We start from the raw sequence: 18,627 nt of genomic DNA, 5'->3' as shown, positions 1-18,627 counted from the left end.
ACGGTCCCAGTCTGCCAAGGCCTGTGGCGATTCGGCCGGGGCGAGCGGACCTACGATCACCCTTTTTACCGGCCTCTCACCGTCACAGGGGCAACCCGGTGCCGGGTTCTACCGTCTTCTCACCGTCGGCCGCGCCGCGCCGCCTACCGGCGTCCCCCGGACCCCGCTCCGGCCTCGATCCTCACACGCCGGTCGGGCTGAGCTTCGCCAGCTGCTCCTCGAAGGGCACGACCACGAACCCGCCGGAGGCGCCCGCCGCGGCCCCGTCCGAGGTGTCCGCCTCGCCCCGGCCGGACGCGCCCGCCCCGATCCCGCCCGAGGTGCCCGCCCCGGGCGCCGACAGCCCGGCCATCAGGCCGGCCAGCTCTCCCGCCGCCCGCTCGATGCGCCCCGGGAGCCCCTCCTCACCCCAGTCCTCCGACGCGGCGTACACACCGGTCGGCGCGACGACGGCCCGCAGGTAGGTGAACAGCGGCCGCAGCGCGTGCTCCAGCACCAGCGAGTGCCGGGCCGTGCCCCCGGTGGCCGCGATCAGCACCGGCGTGCCCACCAGCGCGTCCTTGTCGAGCACATCGAAGAACGACTTGAACAGCCCGCTGTACGAGGCGCTGAACACCGGCGTGACGACGATGAGCCCGTCGGCCCCCGCCACCGCGTCCTGCGCGGCGGCGAGCGCCCTGCCGGCGAACCCGTTGGTGAAGTTGTGCGCGATCTCGACCGCGAGGTCCCGCAGCTCGATCACCTGGACGTCGGCCGGCGTCCGCCGGTCCACCGCGGCGGCCAGCCGGTCGGCCAGCAGCCGGGTGGAGGAGGGCACGCTCAGCCCCGCGGACACGACGACGAGCCTCATGCGACGGTCTCCTTCCGCTGCGCGGCGGCGAGCAGGGACTGCTGGGTCGGCGCCTCGGGCACATCCGCCGGGCGCCCCTTGGCGAACTCCTCGCGCAGCACCGGTACGACCTCCTCGCCGAGCAGGTCGAGCTGCTCCAGCACGGTCTTCAGCGGCAGGCCCGCGTGGTCCATCAGGAACAGCTGGCGCTGGTAGTCACCGGCGTACTCGCGGAAGGACAGCGTCTTCTCGACGACCTGCTGCGGGGAGCCCACCGTCAGCGGGGTCTGCTCGGTGAACTCCTCCAGCGAGGGCCCGTGGCCGTACACCGGTGCGTTGTCGAAGTACGGCCGGAACTCGCGCACCGCGTCCTGCGAGTTCCTCCGCATGAACACCTGACCGCCCAGTCCGACGATCGCCTGCTCGGGCGTGCCGTGCCCGTAGTGGGCGTACCGGGTCCGGTACAGCTCGACCATCCGCCGGGTGTGGTCGGCCGGCCAGAAGATGTTGTTGTGGAAGAAGCCGTCGCCGTAGTAGGCCGCCTGCTCGGCGATCTCGGGCGAGCGGATCGAGCCGTGCCAGACGAAGGGCGGGACGCCGTCCAGCGGGCGGGGGGTGGAGGTGAAGCCCTGCAGCGGCGTGCGGAACCTGCCCTCCCAGTCCACGACCTCCTCGCGCCACAGCCGGCGCAGCAGGGCGTAGTTCTCGATGGCGAGGTTGATGCCCTGCCGGATGTCCTGGCCGAACCAGGGGTAGACCGGTCCGGTGTTGCCGCGGCCCATCATCAGGTCGACGCGCCCGTCGGCCAGGTGCTGCAGCATCGCGAAGTCCTCCGCGATCTTCACCGGGTCGTTGGTGGTGATCAGGGTGGTGGAGGTGGAGAGGATCAGCTTCTCCGTCCTCGCGGCTATGTAGCCGAGCAGGGTGGTCGGGGAGGACGGTACGAACGGCGGGTTGTGGTGCTCGCCGGTGGCGAAGACGTCCAGGCCGACCTCCTCGGCCTTCAGCGCGATGGCGACCATGGCCTTGATGCGCTCCGCCTCGGTCGGCGTACGCCCCGTGGTGGGGTCCGGCGTGACGTCGCCGACCGTGAAGATCCCGAACTGCATGGTCGCTCACCCTCCAGGTTGTTGATCATTCAACTATATCCTGTCGAACGGTCCCCCCGGCCGGGTTATTCCACCCCCGCCCCGCACCCCTCAGGGCGCCAGCACCAGCCGCCCGCGCACGCCGCCCTCCGCCAGCCGCGCGTGCGCCTCGGCCGCGTCCTCCAGGGCGTAGGCCTCCGCCACCCGCAGGGTCAGCACCCCCTTGTCCACCAGCCGGACCAGCTCGTCGAGCTGCACCCCGTCGGCCCGCACCCAGACGTTCTCCATCCGCACCCCACGCTCCGCCTCGGGCAGCACCCCGTCACGGACCGCGACGAACGCGCCCCCGTCCCGCACCCACGCCAGCGCGGGCGCCCCCAGCACGGCGGCGTCCAGCACCGCGTCCACACGGTCCGGCTCGACCCCCTCGGAGGTGAAGTGCGCGGCCCCCAGGGAGCGCACCAGCTCCTCGTCGCCCGCCCGGGCGTGCCCGGTCACCTCGACCCCCCGGTGCGCGGCCAGCTGCACCGCGAACCCGCCGACCGCCCCCGCCGCGCCGGTCACCAGCAGCGAGTCGCCCGGCGCGAGATCCAGCAGATCCAGGGCCTGCAGCGCGGTCAGCCCGTTCAGCGGCAGGGTGCCCGCGTGCACCGCGTCCACCGAGGCGGGCGCCGCGGCCACCGCACCCGCGTCCACGACGACGTACTCGGCGTGCGCGCCCAGCGGGTCGGCCACCCCCGGCGCCAGCGCCACCACCGGGTCGCCGACCTGCCAGGCGGCGGGCGCGCCCACCGCGTCCACCGTGCCGGCCACGTCCCAGCCGAGCCCGAGGGTCTTGCCGGCCCCGCCGAAGAAACCGGCACGCACGGCCGCGTCCACCGGGTTCAGCGCACTCGCGGCCACCTTGATCCGCACCTGCCGCGCCCCCGGCTCCGGCACCGGCACCTCGGCGATCTCCACGGCCTCCGGTCCGCCGAACGTCGTCACCACAGCAGCACGCATGTCAACTCTCCCTGAGATCAAGGCACTTGATGCTTTCGCGGCACCTCTCCGGCCGCACCACCAACCGTAGGAGAGCTACTATCGATCGGTAAGTAGTTACCTGAGAGTGCGTAACTGACCCCGAGGTGAGAGCCCATGGCGACCACGACCGCCGCCCAGCGGCGCGAACAGGCCCGCGCCGACTACGACGCCTTCCTGCGCGCGTGTCCCACCAACCAGCTCCTCGGGCGGCTCAGCGACAAGTGGGTCAGCCTCGTCGTCGCCGCCCTGGCCGCCGGCCCCCAGCGCTACAGCGACCTCGGCCGCAGGATCGCGGGCGTCAGCCCCAAGATGCTCACGCAGACCCTGCGCACCCTCGAACGGGACGGCATCGTCAGCCGCACGGTCACCCCGTCCGTCCCGGTCCGCGTCGACTACACCCTCACCCCGCTCGGCGCCAGCCTCGCCGGCCTGCTGACCGCGGTGAAGGAGTGGGCCGAGACCCACTTCGAGGAGGTCCAAGAGGCCCGCGAGCGCTACGACACCGAGAACGCCGCCTGAGCCCGGCGGCCCGAGCGGCGCGGAACGCGTGGACCCGGCGTGCCAAGCTGCTGACCATGTCGATCCTCCGCTCCGCCGCCCTGTTCGTCCTCGCCGCCCTCTTCGAGATCGGCGGCGCCTGGCTGATCTGGCAGGGCGTGCGCGAGCACCGGGGCTGGCTGTGGATGACGGGCGGTGTCCTGGCCCTCGGGGCGTACGGGTTCGTCGCGACCTTCCAGCCGGACGCCCACTTCGGCCGCATCCTGGCCGCATACGGCGGGATCTTCGTGGCGGGCTCGCTCCTGTGGGGCGTCGTCGCCGACGGATACCGCCCCGACCGCTGGGACGTGACCGGCGCCCTGGTCTGCCTCGCCGGGATGGCCATGATCATGTGGGCGCCGAGGAACGGCGGTTGAGCCTCACTTACGCTGGACACAGCCCTTCGCCACCGGATCACAGGAGCTGCCCATGACCCCCGCCTCCCGCATCGCCGTCGTCACCGGGGCGAGCAGCGGCATCGGCGCCGCCACGGCCCGGCAGCTCGCGGAGGCCGGCTACCGCGTCGTCCTCACCGCCCGCCGCAAGGACCGTATCGAGGCGCTGGCGGAGGAGCTGACCAAGGCGGGCCACTCGGCCGTCGCCTACCAGCTGGACGTCACGGACCGCGCGGCGGTGGACGAGTTCGCCTCGGCGTTCCAGACGATCGGCGTCCTGGTCAACAACGCGGGCGGCGCCCTCGGCGCGGACCCGGTGGCCACCGGCGACCCGGCGGACTGGCGCACGATGTACGAGACGAACGTCATCGGCACCCTGAACCTCACCCAGGCCCTGCTGCCGAAGCTGGTGGCCGGCGGCGACGGCGTGATCGTCGTGGTGTCCTCCACCGCCGGGCACGGCACGTACGAGGGCGGCGGGGGCTACGTGGCCGCCAAGCACGGCGCCCACGTCCTCGCCGAGACCCTCCGCCTGGAGATCGTCGGCCAGCCGGTCCGCGTGATCGAGATCGCGCCCGGCATGGTCAGGACCGAGGAGTTCGCCCTGACCCGCTTCGGCGGCGACGAGGCGAAGGCCGCCAAGGTCTACGAGGGCGTGGCCGAGCCGCTCACGGCGGACGACGTGGCGGAGACGATCACCTGGGCGGTCACCCGCCCCAGCCACGTCAACGTGGACCTCCTGGTCCTCCGCCCCCGCGCCCAGGCGTCCAACACCAAGGTCCACCGAGAACGCTGATGCCCGAAGACAACTCCCCGGAGTCCCTGGAAAAGCGCCGCCTGGCCCAGGAGACCAAGGACGAACGCCAGGTGTGGTACTTCCTCGCCTACTTCCTCTTCGGCATCCACATCCTGGCGTTCGTCATGATCTACGCCGTGCGGCACGGTCACTGACGGCGCGTCAGCCCTTGACGCACACGACCTGCTTGAGCTTCGCGACGACCTCGACGAGATCCCGCTGCTGGTCGATGACCTGGTCGATCGACTTGTAGGCGCCCGGGATCTCGTCCACGACGCCGGAGTCCTTGCGGCACTCCACGCCCCGGGTCTGCTCCTCCAGGTCCTTGGTGGAGTAACGCTTCTTCGCGGCGTTGCGGCTCATCCGCCGGCCGGCTCCGTGGGAGGCCGAGTTGAAGGCCATCTCGTTCCCGAGGCCCTTGACGATGTACGAGCCCGTGCCCATGGAGCCGGGGATGATCCCGTACTCGCCGGAGCCGGCCCGGATCGCGCCCTTGCGGGTGACGAGCAGGTCCATGCCCTCGTACCGCTCCTCCGCCACGTAGTTGTGGTGGCAGGAGATCTCCGGCTCGAAGGCCGGCTTGGCCTTCTTGAACTCCTTGCGGACCACGTCCTTCAGGAGCGCCATCATCAGCGTGCGGTTGTACCTGGCGTACTCCTGCGCCCAGAACAGGTCGTTGCGGTAGGCCGCCATCTGCGGGGTGTCCGAGACGAAGACCGCCAGGTCACGGTCGACCAGGCCCTGGTTGTGCGGGAGCTTGTGGGCCACGCCGATGTGGTGCTCGGCGAGTTCCTTGCCGATGTTGCGGGAGCCGGAGTGGAGCATCAGCCACACGGCACCGGTCGTGTCCGTGCAGACCTCGATGAAGTGGTTGCCGCTTCCGAGCGTTCCCATCTGCTTCGAGGCGCGCTCCAGGCGGAACCTGACCGACTCGGCCACTCCGTCGAACCGCCCCCAGAAGTCGTCCCACCCGGACGTGGCCAGCCCGTGGAAGTCCCCCGGGGCGACGGGGTCGTCGTGCATCCCCCGGCCCACCGGGATCGCCTGCTCGATCTTCGACCGGAGCCGGGACAGGTCGCCCGGCAGGTCGTTCGCGGTCAGGGACGTCTTCACCGCCGACATGCCGCACCCGATGTCCACCCCGACCGCGGCCGGGCAGACCGCGCCCCGCATGGCGATGACCGAGCCGACCGTCGCGCCCTTGCCGTAGTGCACGTCCGGCATCACGGCCAGACCCTTGATCCACGGCAGGGTCGCCACGTTCTGGAGCTGGCGCAGGGCCACGTCCTCGACCGTCGCGGGGTCCGTCCACATCCGGATCGGGACCTTCGCGCCCGGCATCTCCACGTACGACATACGTTCCTCATTCCCCCGAAAACGGCAGCAAAAGACTTAGAAGCAGCAAAGCGCAAAAGAGGTGACAGGCTCGGTGAAAAAGGACAAGGGACCGGCGGCCACGGCAGTGCGTGCGATACACATTGTCTCCAGGGGGCGCCCCGCTGCGGCAAACGATTAACCAGCGGGGACACTGGAGCACCGAGCTGTCGCACACCCGAGAGGAGCCCGACCGTGCAGCGGAAGGCGTACGTATCCGGCACCGCCGCCCTCCTCGTGGCGCTGCTGGCCGGCTGCACGAGCGGCTCGGGCGGCGACAGCCCTACGGACGACGCCAATCCGGGCGAGGCCGGCACCGCCACGGTGGCCGCCCAGCCCGGCAAGTACCGCACACTCCCCGAGCCCTGCGACGCGGTCGACCACGACACCCTCGACTCGCTGCTGCCCGGCATCAAGCAGATCACCGACCCCACCCAGCGGGACAAGGCCTACCAGGGCGAGGCCGAGCTCACCTACGACACCGAGCGCAAGGTCGGCTGCCACTGGAAGGTGGAGTCCGCGGACGCCACCGACCGCCTCTCGGTCGACTTCGAGCGCGTGGTGTCGTACGACAACGCGATCAGTGACGACGACCAGGCGCAGCAGCTGTTCGAGGGCAAGGAGTCGGCCGCCGACCTGCCCGAGCCGGGCGGTTCCCCGGCGACGGGCGGCACGCCCGCGTCCCCGTCCACGGCCGCGTCGACGCCCGGGGGCACCGCCTCCTCCGCCCCCTCGTCCGCCCCGTCGCCCTCCGCGAGCGGCGGCGCCTCCCCCGCCGGCGCCTCCTCCGGCTCCCCCTCCTCGGGATCCCCCTCCGACTCCGCCTCGGCGGCCGATCTGCAGCCGCGGGTGCTGTCCGATCTCGGTGACGAGGCGTATCTGGACGACCAGCTCGACTCGTCCGGTTCGACCGCCCAGCAGCGGACGGTGACTGTGGTGTTCCGCACGTCCAACGTCGTCGTCACCATCGAGTACGAGGAGCAGCCGACGGCCACCGGAACGGTCCCCGACAGCAAGGAAATGCAGGACAGGGCCCGTAATCTGGCCTCTCAACTGGCCGACGCGCTGGGCGGTTGACGGCCCCCGGGACCGCTCGCCCCGGCGCACGCAAAGCAACCGAACGGAGACCGCACAGCTCCTTCACCGCGTACCGTGGCCCCGCAGGAACCCGCACGACCACCGAGCGTCATGAGTGAAGGAACCATGCAGCGAGCAGCCCAGCGAGACGACCGTGCCCAGCGACAGACGCGTGGCAAGCGCCTGAGCCGTGTTCTTGTCTGCGCGGCAGCCGTTCCGGCGGTGCTGATCACCGCCGCCTGTTCGTCGGACTCGGGCGACTCCAAGAGCAAGGGCGCCGACAGCAGTGCGCAGCAGTCCGCGGGCAGCAGCGCGAAGCCGTCGGCGAGCGCCTCCCCGACCGTGCAGGCGGCGGCGTACCAGAAGCTTCCCGCCGCGTGCGCGGTGCTGTCGAAGAAGACCCTCGCGGACCTGGTGCCGAACGCCGCCGCTTCGGGCAAGAAGGGCACTTCGGACGATCCGTCCTCGCGTGCCTCCTGCTCCTGGAGCAGCCTGGACAACAACGGCGTGAAGGGCTCGCAGTTCCGCTGGCTGAACGTCTCCCTGCTCCGCTTCGACTCGGACACCGCGCGCGGCGCCGGTGACGCGCAGGCCCACACGTACTTCGGCCAGCAGGTCAAGGACGCCGAGGCGGTGAACGGCGCGAAGAACACCAAGGAGATCCCGCTGTCCGGCACGGGCGCGGAGGCGACGGCCGTGCGCTACGACCTGAAGAAGAAGGAGGGGCTCTTCAAGCAGCAGACGGTGGTCGCCCGGGTCGAGAACGTGGTCATCACGCTCGACTACAACGGCGCCGGTCTCGCGGGCGAGAAGACCCCGGACGCCGACGACCTGACCAAGGCCGCGCAGCAGGCGGTCAAGGAAGTGGTCGGTTCGGTCTCGTCCGCCAACGGTGGCTCGTCCTCGGGCGGTTCCTCCTCGAAGGCCCCGGCCTCCCCGTCGCAGTCGGCGTCCAAGTCCGCGTCCCCCTCCAAGTCGCCGTCCAAGTCGGCCTCTTCCAGCGCTTCTCCGTCCAAGTCGACCGCACGGAAGAACTGACCCCCGGTCCGAACCCCTGACCGGTACCACGTTCGGCGTAAGCGTGTGCCACCCTGTTGCGCGCAACAACAGCAAGGGGAGGGGAGTACGAGTGGCCGCGCCACTGCAGCTGACTCGGATGCACCGCGTTCTCATCGGCGTGGTCGTGACCGGCGCCTTGATCATCGCCGGTATCGGCTTCGCCGGCTCCTACGCGGCCGTCCGTGAGCTGGCCATCAAGAAGGGTTTCGGGAACTTCTCCTACGTGTTCCCGGTCGGCATCGACGCGGGTATCTGTGTCCTGCTGTCCCTGGACCTGCTGCTGACCTGGATCCGTATCCCCTTCCCGCTGCTGCGCCAGACGGCGTGGCTGCTGACGGCGGCGACGATCGCGTTCAACGGCGCCGCCGCCTGGCCGGACCCGCTGGGCGTCGGCATGCACGCGGTGATCCCGGTCCTGTTCGTGGTCGCGGTCGAGGCGGCCCGGCACGCGATCGGCCGCATCGCCGACATCACGGCGGACAAGCACATGGAGGGCGTCCGGCTGACCCGCTGGCTCCTCTCCCCGGTCCCCACGTTCCTGCTCTGGCGCAGGATGAAGCTGTGGGAGCTGCGCTCGTACGACCAGGTGATCAGGCTGGAGCAGGAGCGCCTCGTCTACCAGGCGAGGCTCCGCAGCCGCTTCGGCCGGGCCTGGCGCAGGAAGGCTCCGGTGGAGTCCCTGATGCCGCTGCGCCTGGCCCGCTACGGCGTCCCCCTGGCGGAGACGGCCCCGGCGGGGCTGGCGGCGGCGGGTATCGAGCCGAACGTGATACCCGCCGTGGCGGCGGGCGGTCGTGCCGCCGGGGCGGTGCCCGTCCCGCAGCAGGCGGCGCCTCCCGCCGGCGAGCGGCGCCCCGAGCTGCCGGGCCAGAACGCCGCGCCGCCGGACAGTGCCCCCGTGGACGAGGAGAGCCCCTGGTTCCAGGCCCAGCGGGAGATCGAGTACCAGGGCGGCTACGACCCCACCTACGAACCGCCCCTGGACCCTCAGTACGCCCCCGGCGAAGAGTACGAGGGGTGGTACGAGGAGCCGCCCCCGGAGCAGTTCCAGCAGCCCTCCCCCGAGGAGACCGGCAGTTTCCCCATCCCGGTGGGCCCGAACCGCACCCGCGAACTGGGCGAGGGCGGCGGCCCCCCGGAGCCGGACGAGGACGCGTACTACCAGGTCTTCCGTGAGTCGATCAAGAGTGGGAACGGGGCGCCGACCCCCCGCGGTTTCATCGCCGACGTCGAGGCGACGTACGGCATAGCGCTCCCGGAGGCCGAGTCCAAGCGCATGCTGAACCGGTTCTCCAACCGCCTCAACGCGGAACTCGCGGACGAGCACATCGCCTGAGAGACACCGCCGGACAGAAAAAAGGGGCCCTCCTGTGAAAGAGGGCCCCTTTTTCTTACGCGGTTGCCAACGGGCTCTTACTCACCGAGCAGCTTGCGGACCCGGTCCTGCCCCACCGCCAGCAGCAGCGTGGGCAGCCGCGGTCCCGTGTCCCGCCCGACCAGCAGGTGGTACAGCAGCGCGAAGAACGACCGCTGAGCCGTCTTGATCTCCGGCGGCAGCTCCTTGGGCGTGGCGTCGGCCGAGAACCCGGCCTGCACCTTGGGCACGCCGTACACGAGGTGGGTCAGCCCGTCGAGCGACCAGTGCTCGGCGAGCCCGTCGAGCAGCAGCCGTACCGACTGCTGGGACGCCTCGTCGAGCGACTTCAGCAGCTCGGCGTCCGGCTCGTCGCGCACGATGGTCCGCTGGTCGGCGGACACGTGCGTGTTGATCCAGGCCTCGGCCTTGTCGTAGCGCGGCCGGACCTCGTCCAGGGAGGCCAGCGGCTGCTCCGGGTCCAGCTCGGAGAGGATCCGCAGGGCCTGGTCCTCGTGGCCGGCGGTGATGTCGGCGACGGACGCGAGCGTGCGGTACGGCAGCGGGCGCGCCGTCCTCGGCAGCTCACCGCCGGCCGTACCCACCGCGCGCGTGTACGCGGCGACGTCGGCCGGCAGCGCGGAGCCGTCGGCGACCTTCCCGGCGAGCTTGTCCCACTCGTCGTAGAGCCGCTGGATCTCCTGGTCGAAGGCGATCTTGAAGGACTGGTTGGGCCTGCGGCGGGCGTAGAGCCAGCGCAGGATCTGCGGCTCCATGATCTTCAGCGCGTCGGCAGGCGTCGGGACGCCGCCGCGCGAGGAGGACATCTTCGCCATGCCGGAGATGCCCACGAAGGCGTACATGGGCCCGATCGGCTGCTTGCCGTCGAAGATCCCGACGATCTGCCCGCCGACCTGGAAGCTGGACCCGGGCGAGGAGTGGTCCACACCGCTCGGCTCGAAGATCACGCCCTCGTACGCCCAGCGCATGGGCCAGTCGACCTTCCAGACCAGCTTGCCGCGGTTGAACTCGGTGAGCCGGACGGTCTCGGCGAAGCCGCACGCGGTGCAGGTGTACGCCAGCTCGGTGCTGTCGTCGTCGTAGGAGGTGACCGTCGTCAGGTCCTTCTCGCAGTTGCCGCAGTACGGCTTGTACGGGAAGTAGCCGGCGGAGCCGGAGCTGCCGTCGTCCTCGGACGCGGCGCCCGAGCCCTCCTCGGCCTCCAGCTCGGCCTCGTCGACGGCCTTCTGCTGCTGCTTCTTCGGCGCCTTCTTCGTGCGGTACTGGGCGAGGATCGCGTCGATGTCGCCGCGGTGCTTCATCGCGTGCAGGATCTGCTCGCGATAGGCGCCGGAGGTGTACTGCGCGGTCTGGCTGATGCCGTCGAACTCGACGCCCAGTTCGGCCAGCGAGGCGATCATCGCGGCCTTGAAGTGCTCGGCCCAGTTCGCGTACGACGACCCGCCCGGCGCCGGCACGGAGGTCAGCGGCTTGCCGATGTGCTCGGCCCACGACTCGTCGACGCCCGCGATGCCCGCCGGGACCTTCCGGTACCGGTCGTAGTCGTCCCAGGAGATCAGGTGCCGGACCTGGTACCCGCGGCGGCGGATCTCGTCCGCGACCAGGTGGGGGGTCATGACCTCACGGAGATTGCCCAGGTGGATGGGCCCGGAGGGCGAGAGTCCGGACGCGACGACGACCGGTTTACCCGGGGCCCGGCGCTCCGACTCCTCGATGACCTCATCCGCGAAACGGGAGACCCAGTCGGTGGTCTCGGTGCTCTGAGCCACGATCGGCACGTCCTTCTTTCTGAACGGGGTGACACTCCATTCTCACAGACCGTCCGTCGACCGGGAAAACGCCTTTACCCACCATGGGATACTGACCGGGACTATCCATCCCCACGAGGAGAACGGCACCCATTCCTATGGCCTCGGTCACGTCCCTCAGCGATTCCGTCCAGCAGCACCTCGCGTCCGCCCTCTCGGCCACCCTGCCCGAGGCCGCCGGCGCGGACCCGCTGCTGCGACGAAGCGACCGGGCCGACTTCCAGGCCAACGGCATCCTGGCGCTCGCGAAGAAGGCGAAGGCGAACCCGAGGGAGCTGGCGACTCAGGTCGTCTCCCAGGTGGCCACCGGCGACGAGCTGATCAAGGACGTCGAGGTCTCGGGCCCCGGCTTCCTCAACATCACGATCGCGGACCAGGCGATCACCCGGAACCTCGCCGCGCGGTACGCGGACGACACGGGCCGCCTGGGCGTGCCGTACGCCGAGCACCCCGGCACGACGGTGATCGACTACGCCCAGCCCAACGTGGCGAAGGAGATGCACGTCGGCCACCTGCGGTCCGCGGTGATCGGCGACTCGGTGGTCCAGATCCTGGAGTTCACCGGCGAGAACGTGGTCCGCCGCCACCACATCGGCGACTGGGGCACCCAGTTCGGCATGCTCATCCAGTACCTGGACGAGCACCCGCACGAGCTGGACCACAAGGCGTCCGCCGAGGACGCCGCGGCTTCGGGCGAGGAGGCGATGTCGAACCTCGACCGCCTCTACAAGGCCGCGCGCCGGAAGTTCGACTCCGACGACGAGTTCAAGACGCGCGCCCGCCGCCGGGTGGTCGACCTCCAGGCCGGCGACCCGCACACGCTCGCCATGTGGCAGAAGTTCGTGGACGAGTCGAAGATCTACTTCTTCTCCGTCTTCGAGAAGCTGGACATGGAGATCCGGGACTCCGACATCGTCGGCGAGTCCGGCTACAACGACATGCTGGCCGAGACCTGCCGCCTCCTGGAGGAGTCGGGCGTGGCGGTCCGCTCCGAAGGCGCCCTGTGCGTGTTCTTCGAGGACATCAAGGGCCCGGACGGCAACCTGGTCCCGCTGATCGTCCAGAAGTCCGACGGCGGCTACGGCTACGCGGCCACCGACCTGTCCGCGATCCGCGACCGCGTCTTCGGCCTCAAGGCGAACACCCTCCTGTACGTGGTGGACGCCCGCCAGTCCCTGCACTTCCGGATGGTCTTCGAGACGGCACGCCGGGCCGGCTGGCTGGGCGAGGACGTCACGGCGACGCAGCTGGCCTTCGGCACGGTCCTCGGCAAGGACGGCAAGCCCTTCAAGACGCGTGAGGGCGAGACGGTCCGCCTGGTCGACCTGCTGGACGAGGCGATCGACCGCGCCTCGGCCGTGGTCCGCGAGAAGGCCCAGGACCTCTCCGAGGAGGAGATCGCCGAGCGGGGCACCCAGGTGGGCATCGGCGCGGTGAAGTACGCCGACCTGTCCACGTCGGCGAGCCGGGACTACAAGTTCGACCTGGACCAGATGGTCTCGCTCAACGGCGACACCTCCGTGTACCTGCAGTACGCGTACGCCCGTATCCAGTCCATCCTGCGCAAGGCCGGCGAGGTTCGCCCGGCCGCGCACCCGGAGCTGGAACTGGCCGACGCCGAGCGCGCCCTGGGCCTCCACGTGGACGCGTTCGGGCAGACGGTGTCGGAGACGGCGGCGGAGTACGCCCCGCACAAGCTGGCCGCGTACCTCTACCAGCTGGCGTCCCTCTACACGACCTTCTACGACAAGTGCCCGGTCCTGAAGGCCGAGACGCCGGAGCAGGTGGAGAACCGCCTGTTCCTGTGCGACGTCACGGCCCGCACCCTGCACCAGGGGATGAGCCTGCTGGGGATCAGGACGCCGGAGAAGCTCTGACGCACGGCCCCGCGCCGGCCGGCAGCCCTCTGACCCGACTGTCAGTCCCCTGCACCATCATGGGCCTCTGTAAGGCCAATTGCATGCGTGTGGGGGACTGCCGTGGACATGAAGGATGCGATCAAGGCCCTCGCGGCTGATCCGTACCAGCGGGAGGCGGCGCGGGTCCGGCTGGCCGTGGAGGGCCGATCCGTGGTGCGGCCGCTGATCGCGGAGCTGCTGGACGAGACGTCCCCCGTGCCCTGGCAGGAGATAGAACGGCTGCTGGTCAAGTGGATCCCGGAGCATGCCTACGACGAGGTGCTGGCCGCTCTGGCATCGGCGTCGGACAAGGTGTCACGCCGCCGCCTCAGCCGCACCTTCACGTCGTTCGGCGCGGTCGACCGCTACATCGAGGCGCTGAACCATCCGTCGGCGTCCGTACGTGAGTCCGCCGCCATGGGCATCCAGTCCGCCTGCTCGGTGGCCTACGGCCGCAAACCGAACCCCGATGTGGACTACGACCTGGTCATCGACGCGCTGATACCCCTGCTGGCCGACCCGGACGAGGACGTGGCCCAGCGGGTGAGATGGCTGCTGACCATGCTGGGGGACGGCGTGCTGGAGCCGCTGCGGCACGTGCGCAGGCACGGCCCGGGAAAGCTGCGGGCACACGCGCTGTCCGTGCTCGCCGCGGCCGGCGGCGAGGAGGCCCTGTCGGCGGCGGACCGCGCCGCCGTGGAACGGCTGGTCCGCATCAAGCTCCTGGACGACCGGGCCCAGCCGCTGGACACCTGCTTCACGTCCTGGATCGCCGTCCCCGGCGGCGACCAGCAGGGCATCGCGGAACTGCTCGGCCTCTTCGACGCCAGGCCGGCCACGTTCGAGCTGGGCCTCAGCGTCGGTTCGCACGACAGCCACGACGGTGCCGAGTACGGCAGGGTCTACGTCACCCCCGAGGTGGACGGATGGACGCTGGTGCTCGGCCCCTGGTGCAACCCCGTCGACCCCGAGCGCGCGGAGGACGTGCTGCGCGTCGTCACGGAACTGAGCCGTCGCCACGGCCGGGCCCAGGCCTACTACTTCGGTGAGCAGGGCGGCGGTTCGGGCTGGCTCGTGGCCGAGAACGGCGAGGCCGTACGTCGCTGCAAGGGCTCCTGGGCGAAGGACGACGCGCGGTTCAGCCTGGGCGAACCCCTGCCGCAGGAGCGTGCCGCCTGCATCGAGGAAGGCATCACGCCGGTGGGCGACGCCCCCGCCGACGGCGAGGAGGCCGACGAGGAGTGGACGGACCTCGCCCCGTACCTGGCACCGGACCTGGCACGCCGACTGGGCGTGAGCCCCTTCGACCTGGGCCCGCACACGAGAGTGCGCGGAGCCGGAATCGTGGCCCTCACCCCGCACGCCCGAGCCCACGGAAGACCGTGCACGGGGGCGTATGCCATCTGACGGGGCCGACCGAAAGGCACACCCGCGAACGACGTCCCGGTATTTCCAGGCGACGGACCCCCGCCCGCCAGGTTCGCCACGGGCAACGGCAGCATGATGCCGGAGACGGCGATCTCCGGGCGGCTGTCCGTGGACGGCACGCTGAAGCAGCTCCGACAGCAGTGGCGAGGTCGTCGCCCCCGAGCCGCCCGGCCAGAACCGCTGACGCCGTGCGCCGTCACGCGTTCTCCTCGACGAGTTCGCGGGTGCGGCGCAGCAAGGCCTGCCGTACCTCTTCCGGCGCGAGGACGCGCAGGGGCGCCCCCAGGCCGAGGAGGTAGCGGGCGAGGCCGTCCGGGTCGGGGCCGCCGATGTCGACCAGGGTCGCGTCCGGGCCGTCGGGGCGGTGGGTGCCGACCGTCGGCGGGATGAGCCGCAGCGCCTGGCTCATGGGGAGGGGGAGGCGGATGGTCGCCGACAGCGGGTAGGGGCCGTTCGCGATGTTGCGGGAGACCAGCCGCGCCGGGTCCGGTGGGTCGGTGAGGTCCGCGGCGAGGCCTGTGGGCTGGAAGCGGTCGATCCGGTCGGCGCGGAAGGTGCGCCACTGGTCCCGGGTCACGTCCCGCGCGACGAGGTACCAGCGCCGGCCGGTGTGGACGAGGCGGTACGGGTCGACCTCCCGGACGGTGGCCCGCCCCTCCCCGTCCGTGTACGACAGCCGGGCCCGCTCCTTCTGCCGGCAGGCGACGGCCAGCTCCAGCAGCAGACCAGGCCTGATCTGCGGCCCGTCGGCCCCGGGCAGCCTGACGAACGCGTCGTCCAGCTCACCCAGCCGCTCCGCGACCCGGCGGGGGAGCACCTGCCTCAGCTTCAGCAGCGCCGACAGTGCCGCCTGGTCACCGCCGAGCGCGTCGCTCAGGGCCGCCTCCCGCAGGCCGACCGCCACGGCCAGCGCCTCCTCGTCGTCGAGGATCAGCGGCGGCACGTGGGACCCGGCACGCAGACGGTAGCCGCCCCAGGGCCCGGCCTCGGAATCGACGGAGTAGCCGAGATCCCTGAGCCTCGCGATGTCCCGGCGGACCGTGCGGTCGGTGACCTCCATGCGCTCGGCCAGCTCGGCGCAGGTCCAGGAGGGGCGGGAGGACAGCAGCGACAGCAGGCGAAGGAGGCGGGCGGACGAGCTCAGCACGGCGGGAAGTCTGGCACAGCCATCAGCACAACCAGGACCGAACCTGTCCTGGTCATGTCCTAGCGTCCTCCCCATGACCACGGAGACGACTTCCACATCCGGTTCCACACCCGCTTCCGCCCCCGCGTTCCGCTACGCCGCCGTCACCTTCGACTGCGCCGACCCCGCCGAAATGGCCCGCTTCTACGGCGAGTTGCTCGGCATGGCGGTCCTCTTCTCCACCGACGACTTCGTCCTGCTCGGCAAGGAGGGCGCGACCGGCCTCGGATTCAACCGCCTCGCCGACTACCGCCCGCCCACCTGGCCGGACCCCGCGCAGGAGAAGCAGGCGCACATCGAGCTGGGCGTGGACGACCTGGACATCGCCGAGAAGCGGCTGCTCGACCTGGGCGCCACCAAGCCCGGCTTCCAGCCGGGCGAGGACCGCTGGCGGGTCCTGCTCGACCCGGCCGGCCATCCGTTCTGCATCACGACGCTGGTCTGACACCTCGCCCCGGCGGCACCGTGACGGGCGGATCCGTGCCGGGGGTCCGCCCGCCACGGGGCGCCCGCTGGGGCCAGAAGAGCACGTACGCCGCCGAGCCGAGCCCGAAGGCGAGGCGGATGAAGCCCTGGGTGGAGTCCGACGGGACCAGCAGGGCGCTTCCGTAGAGGGAGATGAGGGCGATCCAGCTCACCCAGGGGACCAGGCGGCGTTGGCCGATCGAGTCCCAGATGAGCGTACCCAGCAGAACCGAGGCGTTGTAGTACGTGTACACGCTCGGGTCGAGCAGGATGCGGGCGTCGGCGGCCAGGAAGACCACCGCCGGCCAGCGGTGCCGTCGTACCGCGAGTGCGCCCAGGGCGATACCGAGGGCCATCTGCGCGGGACGGTCCCACCAGGGGGTCACGGGGTCGTTCGCACCGAACCAGCGCAGCGAGGACGCCGGTTGGTTGGGGATGGTGAAGCGGGCCGCGTGCAGGGTGTCCAGGTGGCTGAGGTAGAAGGGCAGCCAGGCGACCGCCACCAGGCCGAAGGCCCATGCCGCCGAGCGCAGGCGGGCGGGGCGGGGCAGTGCCAGGAGTAAGGGCAGGAAGCCGACCGCCCAGGGCTTCGAGTCCACCGCCAGCGCCAGGAACACACCCATCGCCGTCGCCTTGCCGCGGACCAGGGCGCGGACGGCGAGGGTGGTGAAGAACAGGGCCAGGACGTCGTCGAGATGGGCGAAGCGGACCGAGACCTCGACCCACATGGGGATGAAGGCGGCACCGGCGATCAGGACGCGTTGCTGGAGGCGTTTGTGGTTGAGGCCGGTACCCCGGTTGTGGTCGGCGGCGGCGCGGCCGACCAGGACCAGCATGTACAGGCCGAGGCCGGACATGAACGCGTCGGCCAGCTTCTCACCGACGTCGGCCGGGAACGGCGCGAACAGCCCGGCCACCACGAAGCTGACGGGTCCTATCTGCAGGTTCGGGTGGTTGGCGTAGAGGGCCAGGCCGCCGCCGGAGACCTGGTCGAACAGCAGTTGCTGGCCGGTTCTCAGGTAGTGCCAGGAGATGGCGGCGTGGCGCTCGGCCACCACGAACCAGACGGCGGTCCACAGGGTGAGCAGCACGATGTGCCATCGCACCGGGTAACGCCCGATCCACACGTTCCGCCCTTCCCCTCCCCCGGCAACCCGGCACCCGGCGCTCATCACAACATCACCCGGTAAGAGAGGCTGCGGCGGGCACCGGTTCATCGGGGAACCCGGTCAACGGCGTTGTCAGTGAGGGGCTTTACAGTCACGGGCATGGCGACTCTTCCCAATCCGCTGCCCAGGCTGGCCACCGACCCCAGCGGGCGTTCCCTCGGGCTTCAACTCCCGCCCGGCAGGCTCGTCGACATGGCGGACGACGGCCCCTGGCACGAACCTCTGCTGTGGTACGCGGAGAAGCCGGCCGCGCCGGGCACCTGGAAGGCACTGGGCGCGCCGGCGGCCCGGGCCGGTCTGCTGCCGGTGCTCGTGGACACCGGCGGTGGCGTGGGCGGTCCCCACGACTGGGTGCTGCTGCCCGGCGAGACGTCGTACCCGGGCGATCACGACGCCGAGGACGTCCTCGCGGAGTACTGGGAGGAGGAGACGGAGGACGGCGAGATCGCCGAGGAGATCGAGCCGTTCGGGGAGGAGTGGCCGGGCCTCGCGCCCGCCACCGCCGCCCTCGCCGCCGACCCGGACACCCGCGCCGCACAGGTCGCCGACGCGCTGGTCGGGGACCCGGAGTCGGACGTGGAGGAGCCGCACCTCGCACTGGTCGCGGCCCGCCGGTCCGCCGACATCCCGGCGGCGATCGGCTGGACCGGTCCGGTGAACTACGAGGGTGACGTGGCCCGGATATGCGCGGTGCTGCGCTCCTGGGAGGACCGCTTCGGCATCCGCGTGGTGGCCCTCGGCCCGGACGTCCTCGTCGTGTCGGTCGCGGCCCCGCCGGCCACTCGGGAGGAGGCGGAGGCCCTGGCGGCGGAGCACTTCGCGCTGTGCCCGGACAACGTGCTCCAGGGCGAGCGGGACACCCTCGGCGCGTACGCGAAGTCCCTGATCGGGGCGCCGAGCTGGACCTTTTGGTGGGACTGACGCGGCAAGGCGGTGAAAATCCGTACCGCACTCGTACCCGTGAGTAGGCATACTGGCGGGGCATCTCAAGATGCGTGATCACCCTCTGGCCCTGACCAGGTCAGACCTTCGACGGATCCTTTGAGAACGGGGAATCGTGCGTACTGCGCAACAACTCAAGAACCGCCTGACAGCACCCGTGTTCGGCGCCGCACTGTGC

General features: G+C 71.0%; 18 protein-coding genes. 11 read left to right on the top strand and 7 right to left on the bottom strand.

Features of this window, described 5'->3' with window-relative positions:
• Positions 1 to 181: 181 nt before the first annotated feature.
• From IO33_RS44325 to IO33_RS0119660, 3 genes are all read right to left on the bottom strand, one after another.
• On the bottom strand, positions 182 to 850 hold the full coding sequence (locus tag IO33_RS44325; protein WP_037685697.1) for a CE1759 family FMN reductase: 669 nt from the start codon (positions 848 to 850) through the stop codon (positions 182 to 184).
• Positions 847 to 1,938 (bottom strand): LLM class flavin-dependent oxidoreductase, encoded by a 1,092-nt coding sequence (locus IO33_RS0119665; RefSeq protein WP_031166732.1) that lies wholly within the window; start codon positions 1,936 to 1,938, stop codon positions 847 to 849. The genes IO33_RS44325 and IO33_RS0119665 overlap by 4 nt, the downstream gene beginning before the upstream one ends.
• Before the next feature lie 90 nt (positions 1,939 to 2,028).
• Positions 2,029 to 2,919 carry an NADP-dependent oxidoreductase gene (locus IO33_RS0119660; protein WP_031166730.1) on the bottom strand — a complete coding sequence of 297 codons (891 nt, stop codon included), beginning with the start codon at positions 2,917 to 2,919 and terminating at the stop codon, positions 2,029 to 2,031.
• Between the two features lie 135 nt (positions 2,920 to 3,054).
• On the opposite strand from IO33_RS0119660, the gene IO33_RS0119655 reads away from it, so the two are divergent.
• The 4 genes from IO33_RS0119655 to IO33_RS51245 are packed head-to-tail and all read left to right on the top strand — an operon-like array spanning position 3,055 to position 4,823.
• On the top strand, positions 3,055 to 3,459 hold the full coding sequence (locus IO33_RS0119655; protein WP_031166728.1) for a winged helix-turn-helix transcriptional regulator: 405 nt from the start codon (positions 3,055 to 3,057) through the stop codon (positions 3,457 to 3,459).
• A 56-nt stretch (positions 3,460 to 3,515) separates the two neighbouring features.
• A complete protein-coding gene (locus IO33_RS0119650) occupies positions 3,516 to 3,854 on the top strand; it encodes a YnfA family protein (RefSeq protein ID WP_031166726.1) in 339 nt (112 codons plus the stop codon).
• Between the two features lie 52 nt (positions 3,855 to 3,906).
• On the top strand, positions 3,907 to 4,668 hold the full coding sequence (locus IO33_RS0119645) for an SDR family NAD(P)-dependent oxidoreductase (protein WP_031166724.1): 762 nt from the start codon (positions 3,907 to 3,909) through the stop codon (positions 4,666 to 4,668).
• Positions 4,668 to 4,823, top strand: coding sequence for a hypothetical protein (locus IO33_RS51245; protein WP_167349460.1), 156 nt, complete (start codon positions 4,668 to 4,670; stop codon positions 4,821 to 4,823). Before IO33_RS0119645 ends, IO33_RS51245 begins: the two co-directional genes overlap by 1 nt.
• Before the next feature lie 7 nt (positions 4,824 to 4,830).
• Here IO33_RS51245 and IO33_RS0119635 read toward each other — a convergent pair whose 3' ends face one another.
• Complete coding sequence (locus IO33_RS0119635; RefSeq protein WP_031166723.1) at positions 4,831 to 6,024, bottom strand: RtcB family protein; 1,194 nt, start codon at positions 6,022 to 6,024, stop codon at positions 4,831 to 4,833.
• Positions 6,025 to 6,237: 213 nt separating this feature from the next.
• On the opposite strand from IO33_RS0119635, the gene IO33_RS0119630 reads away from it, so the two are divergent.
• From IO33_RS0119630 to IO33_RS0119620, 3 genes are all read left to right on the top strand, one after another.
• Positions 6,238 to 7,119, top strand: coding sequence for a hypothetical protein (locus IO33_RS0119630; RefSeq protein WP_031166720.1), 882 nt, complete (start codon positions 6,238 to 6,240; stop codon positions 7,117 to 7,119).
• A gap of 126 nt (positions 7,120 to 7,245) precedes the next feature.
• Positions 7,246 to 8,157, top strand: a complete 912-nt coding sequence (locus tag IO33_RS0119625; RefSeq protein WP_245235836.1) for a DUF3558 family protein — start codon at positions 7,246 to 7,248, stop codon at positions 8,155 to 8,157.
• A gap of 91 nt (positions 8,158 to 8,248) precedes the next feature.
• A complete protein-coding gene (locus IO33_RS0119620; RefSeq protein ID WP_245235835.1) occupies positions 8,249 to 9,514 on the top strand; it encodes a DUF2637 domain-containing protein in 1,266 nt (421 codons plus the stop codon).
• A 77-nt stretch (positions 9,515 to 9,591) separates the two neighbouring features.
• Here IO33_RS0119620 and lysS read toward each other — a convergent pair whose 3' ends face one another.
• Positions 9,592 to 11,331 (bottom strand): lysine--tRNA ligase, encoded by a 1,740-nt coding sequence (gene lysS, locus IO33_RS0119615; RefSeq protein ID WP_031166712.1) that lies wholly within the window; start codon positions 11,329 to 11,331, stop codon positions 9,592 to 9,594.
• A 128-nt stretch (positions 11,332 to 11,459) separates the two neighbouring features.
• Between lysS and argS the strand changes: the two genes are divergently transcribed.
• Positions 11,460 to 13,238 carry an arginine--tRNA ligase gene (gene argS / locus IO33_RS0119610; RefSeq protein WP_031166710.1) on the top strand — a complete coding sequence of 593 codons (1,779 nt, stop codon included), beginning with the start codon at positions 11,460 to 11,462 and terminating at the stop codon, positions 13,236 to 13,238.
• Positions 13,239 to 13,346: 108 nt separating this feature from the next.
• Positions 13,347 to 14,666 (top strand): hypothetical protein, encoded by a 1,320-nt coding sequence (locus IO33_RS0119605; protein ID WP_031166708.1) that lies wholly within the window; start codon positions 13,347 to 13,349, stop codon positions 14,664 to 14,666.
• A 217-nt stretch (positions 14,667 to 14,883) separates the two neighbouring features.
• Here the strand turns inward: IO33_RS0119605 and IO33_RS0119600 are convergent, their stop codons facing one another.
• Positions 14,884 to 15,834 carry a helix-turn-helix transcriptional regulator gene (locus IO33_RS0119600; RefSeq protein WP_031166706.1) on the bottom strand — a complete coding sequence of 317 codons (951 nt, stop codon included), beginning with the start codon at positions 15,832 to 15,834 and terminating at the stop codon, positions 14,884 to 14,886.
• Between the two features lie 73 nt (positions 15,835 to 15,907).
• Between IO33_RS0119600 and IO33_RS0119595 the strand changes: the two genes are divergently transcribed.
• Positions 15,908 to 16,318, top strand: coding sequence for a VOC family protein (locus IO33_RS0119595; RefSeq protein WP_031166704.1), 411 nt, complete (start codon positions 15,908 to 15,910; stop codon positions 16,316 to 16,318).
• On the opposite strand, the gene IO33_RS0119590 is transcribed toward IO33_RS0119595, so the two are convergent.
• Positions 16,302 to 17,510: an HU family DNA-binding protein gene (locus IO33_RS0119590; RefSeq protein ID WP_245235834.1), complete on the bottom strand. Its 1,209-nt coding sequence runs from the start codon at positions 17,508 to 17,510 to the stop codon at positions 16,302 to 16,304. The genes IO33_RS0119595 and IO33_RS0119590 overlap by 17 nt on opposite strands.
• 96 nt (positions 17,511 to 17,606) lie before the next feature.
• Here IO33_RS0119590 and IO33_RS0119585 point away from each other — a divergent pair, with 96 nt between their 5' ends.
• Complete coding sequence (locus IO33_RS0119585) at positions 17,607 to 18,428, top strand: DUF4253 domain-containing protein (RefSeq protein ID WP_031166700.1); 822 nt, start codon at positions 17,607 to 17,609, stop codon at positions 18,426 to 18,428.
• Positions 18,429 to 18,627: the final 199 nt, after the last annotated feature.

The organism is Streptomyces durhamensis (genome assembly GCF_000725475.1).
GTDB classification, from domain to species: Bacteria; Actinomycetota; Actinomycetes; order Streptomycetales; family Streptomycetaceae; genus Streptomyces; species Streptomyces filipinensis.
Note: the sequence above shows the minus strand (reverse complement) of the source record. Positions and strands in the feature narration are given on the sequence as shown.

What these genes read in the sequence shown, in the direction of transcription:
- IO33_RS0119645 (WP_031166724.1), top strand. Translation starts at nt 3,907, where the DNA reads ATGACCCCCGCCTCCCGCATCGCCGTCGTCACCGGGGCGAGCAGCGGC.
- IO33_RS0119585 (WP_031166700.1), top strand. Translation starts at nt 17,607, where the DNA reads ATGGCGACTCTTCCCAATCCGCTGCCCAGGCTGGCCACCGACCCCAGC.
- IO33_RS0119625 (WP_245235836.1), top strand. Translation starts at nt 7,246, where the DNA reads ATGCAGCGAGCAGCCCAGCGAGACGACCGTGCCCAGCGACAGACGCGT.
- IO33_RS0119650 (WP_031166726.1), top strand. Translation starts at nt 3,516, where the DNA reads ATGTCGATCCTCCGCTCCGCCGCCCTGTTCGTCCTCGCCGCCCTCTTC.
- IO33_RS51245 (WP_167349460.1), top strand. Translation starts at nt 4,668, where the DNA reads ATGCCCGAAGACAACTCCCCGGAGTCCCTGGAAAAGCGCCGCCTGGCC.
- IO33_RS0119660 (WP_031166730.1), bottom strand. Translation starts at nt 2,919, where the DNA reads ATGCGTGCTGCTGTGGTGACGACGTTCGGCGGACCGGAGGCCGTGGAG.
- IO33_RS0119665 (WP_031166732.1), bottom strand. Translation starts at nt 1,938, where the DNA reads ATGCAGTTCGGGATCTTCACGGTCGGCGACGTCACGCCGGACCCCACC.
- IO33_RS0119655 (WP_031166728.1), top strand. Translation starts at nt 3,055, where the DNA reads ATGGCGACCACGACCGCCGCCCAGCGGCGCGAACAGGCCCGCGCCGAC.
- argS (WP_031166710.1), top strand. Translation starts at nt 11,460, where the DNA reads ATGGCCTCGGTCACGTCCCTCAGCGATTCCGTCCAGCAGCACCTCGCG.
- IO33_RS0119635 (WP_031166723.1), bottom strand. Translation starts at nt 6,024, where the DNA reads ATGTCGTACGTGGAGATGCCGGGCGCGAAGGTCCCGATCCGGATGTGG.
- IO33_RS44325 (WP_037685697.1), bottom strand. Translation starts at nt 850, where the DNA reads ATGAGGCTCGTCGTCGTGTCCGCGGGGCTGAGCGTGCCCTCCTCCACC.
- IO33_RS0119595 (WP_031166704.1), top strand. Translation starts at nt 15,908, where the DNA reads ATGACCACGGAGACGACTTCCACATCCGGTTCCACACCCGCTTCCGCC.
- IO33_RS0119590 (WP_245235834.1), bottom strand. Translation starts at nt 17,510, where the DNA reads ATGAGCGCCGGGTGCCGGGTTGCCGGGGGAGGGGAAGGGCGGAACGTG.
- IO33_RS0119605 (WP_031166708.1), top strand. Translation starts at nt 13,347, where the DNA reads ATGAAGGATGCGATCAAGGCCCTCGCGGCTGATCCGTACCAGCGGGAG.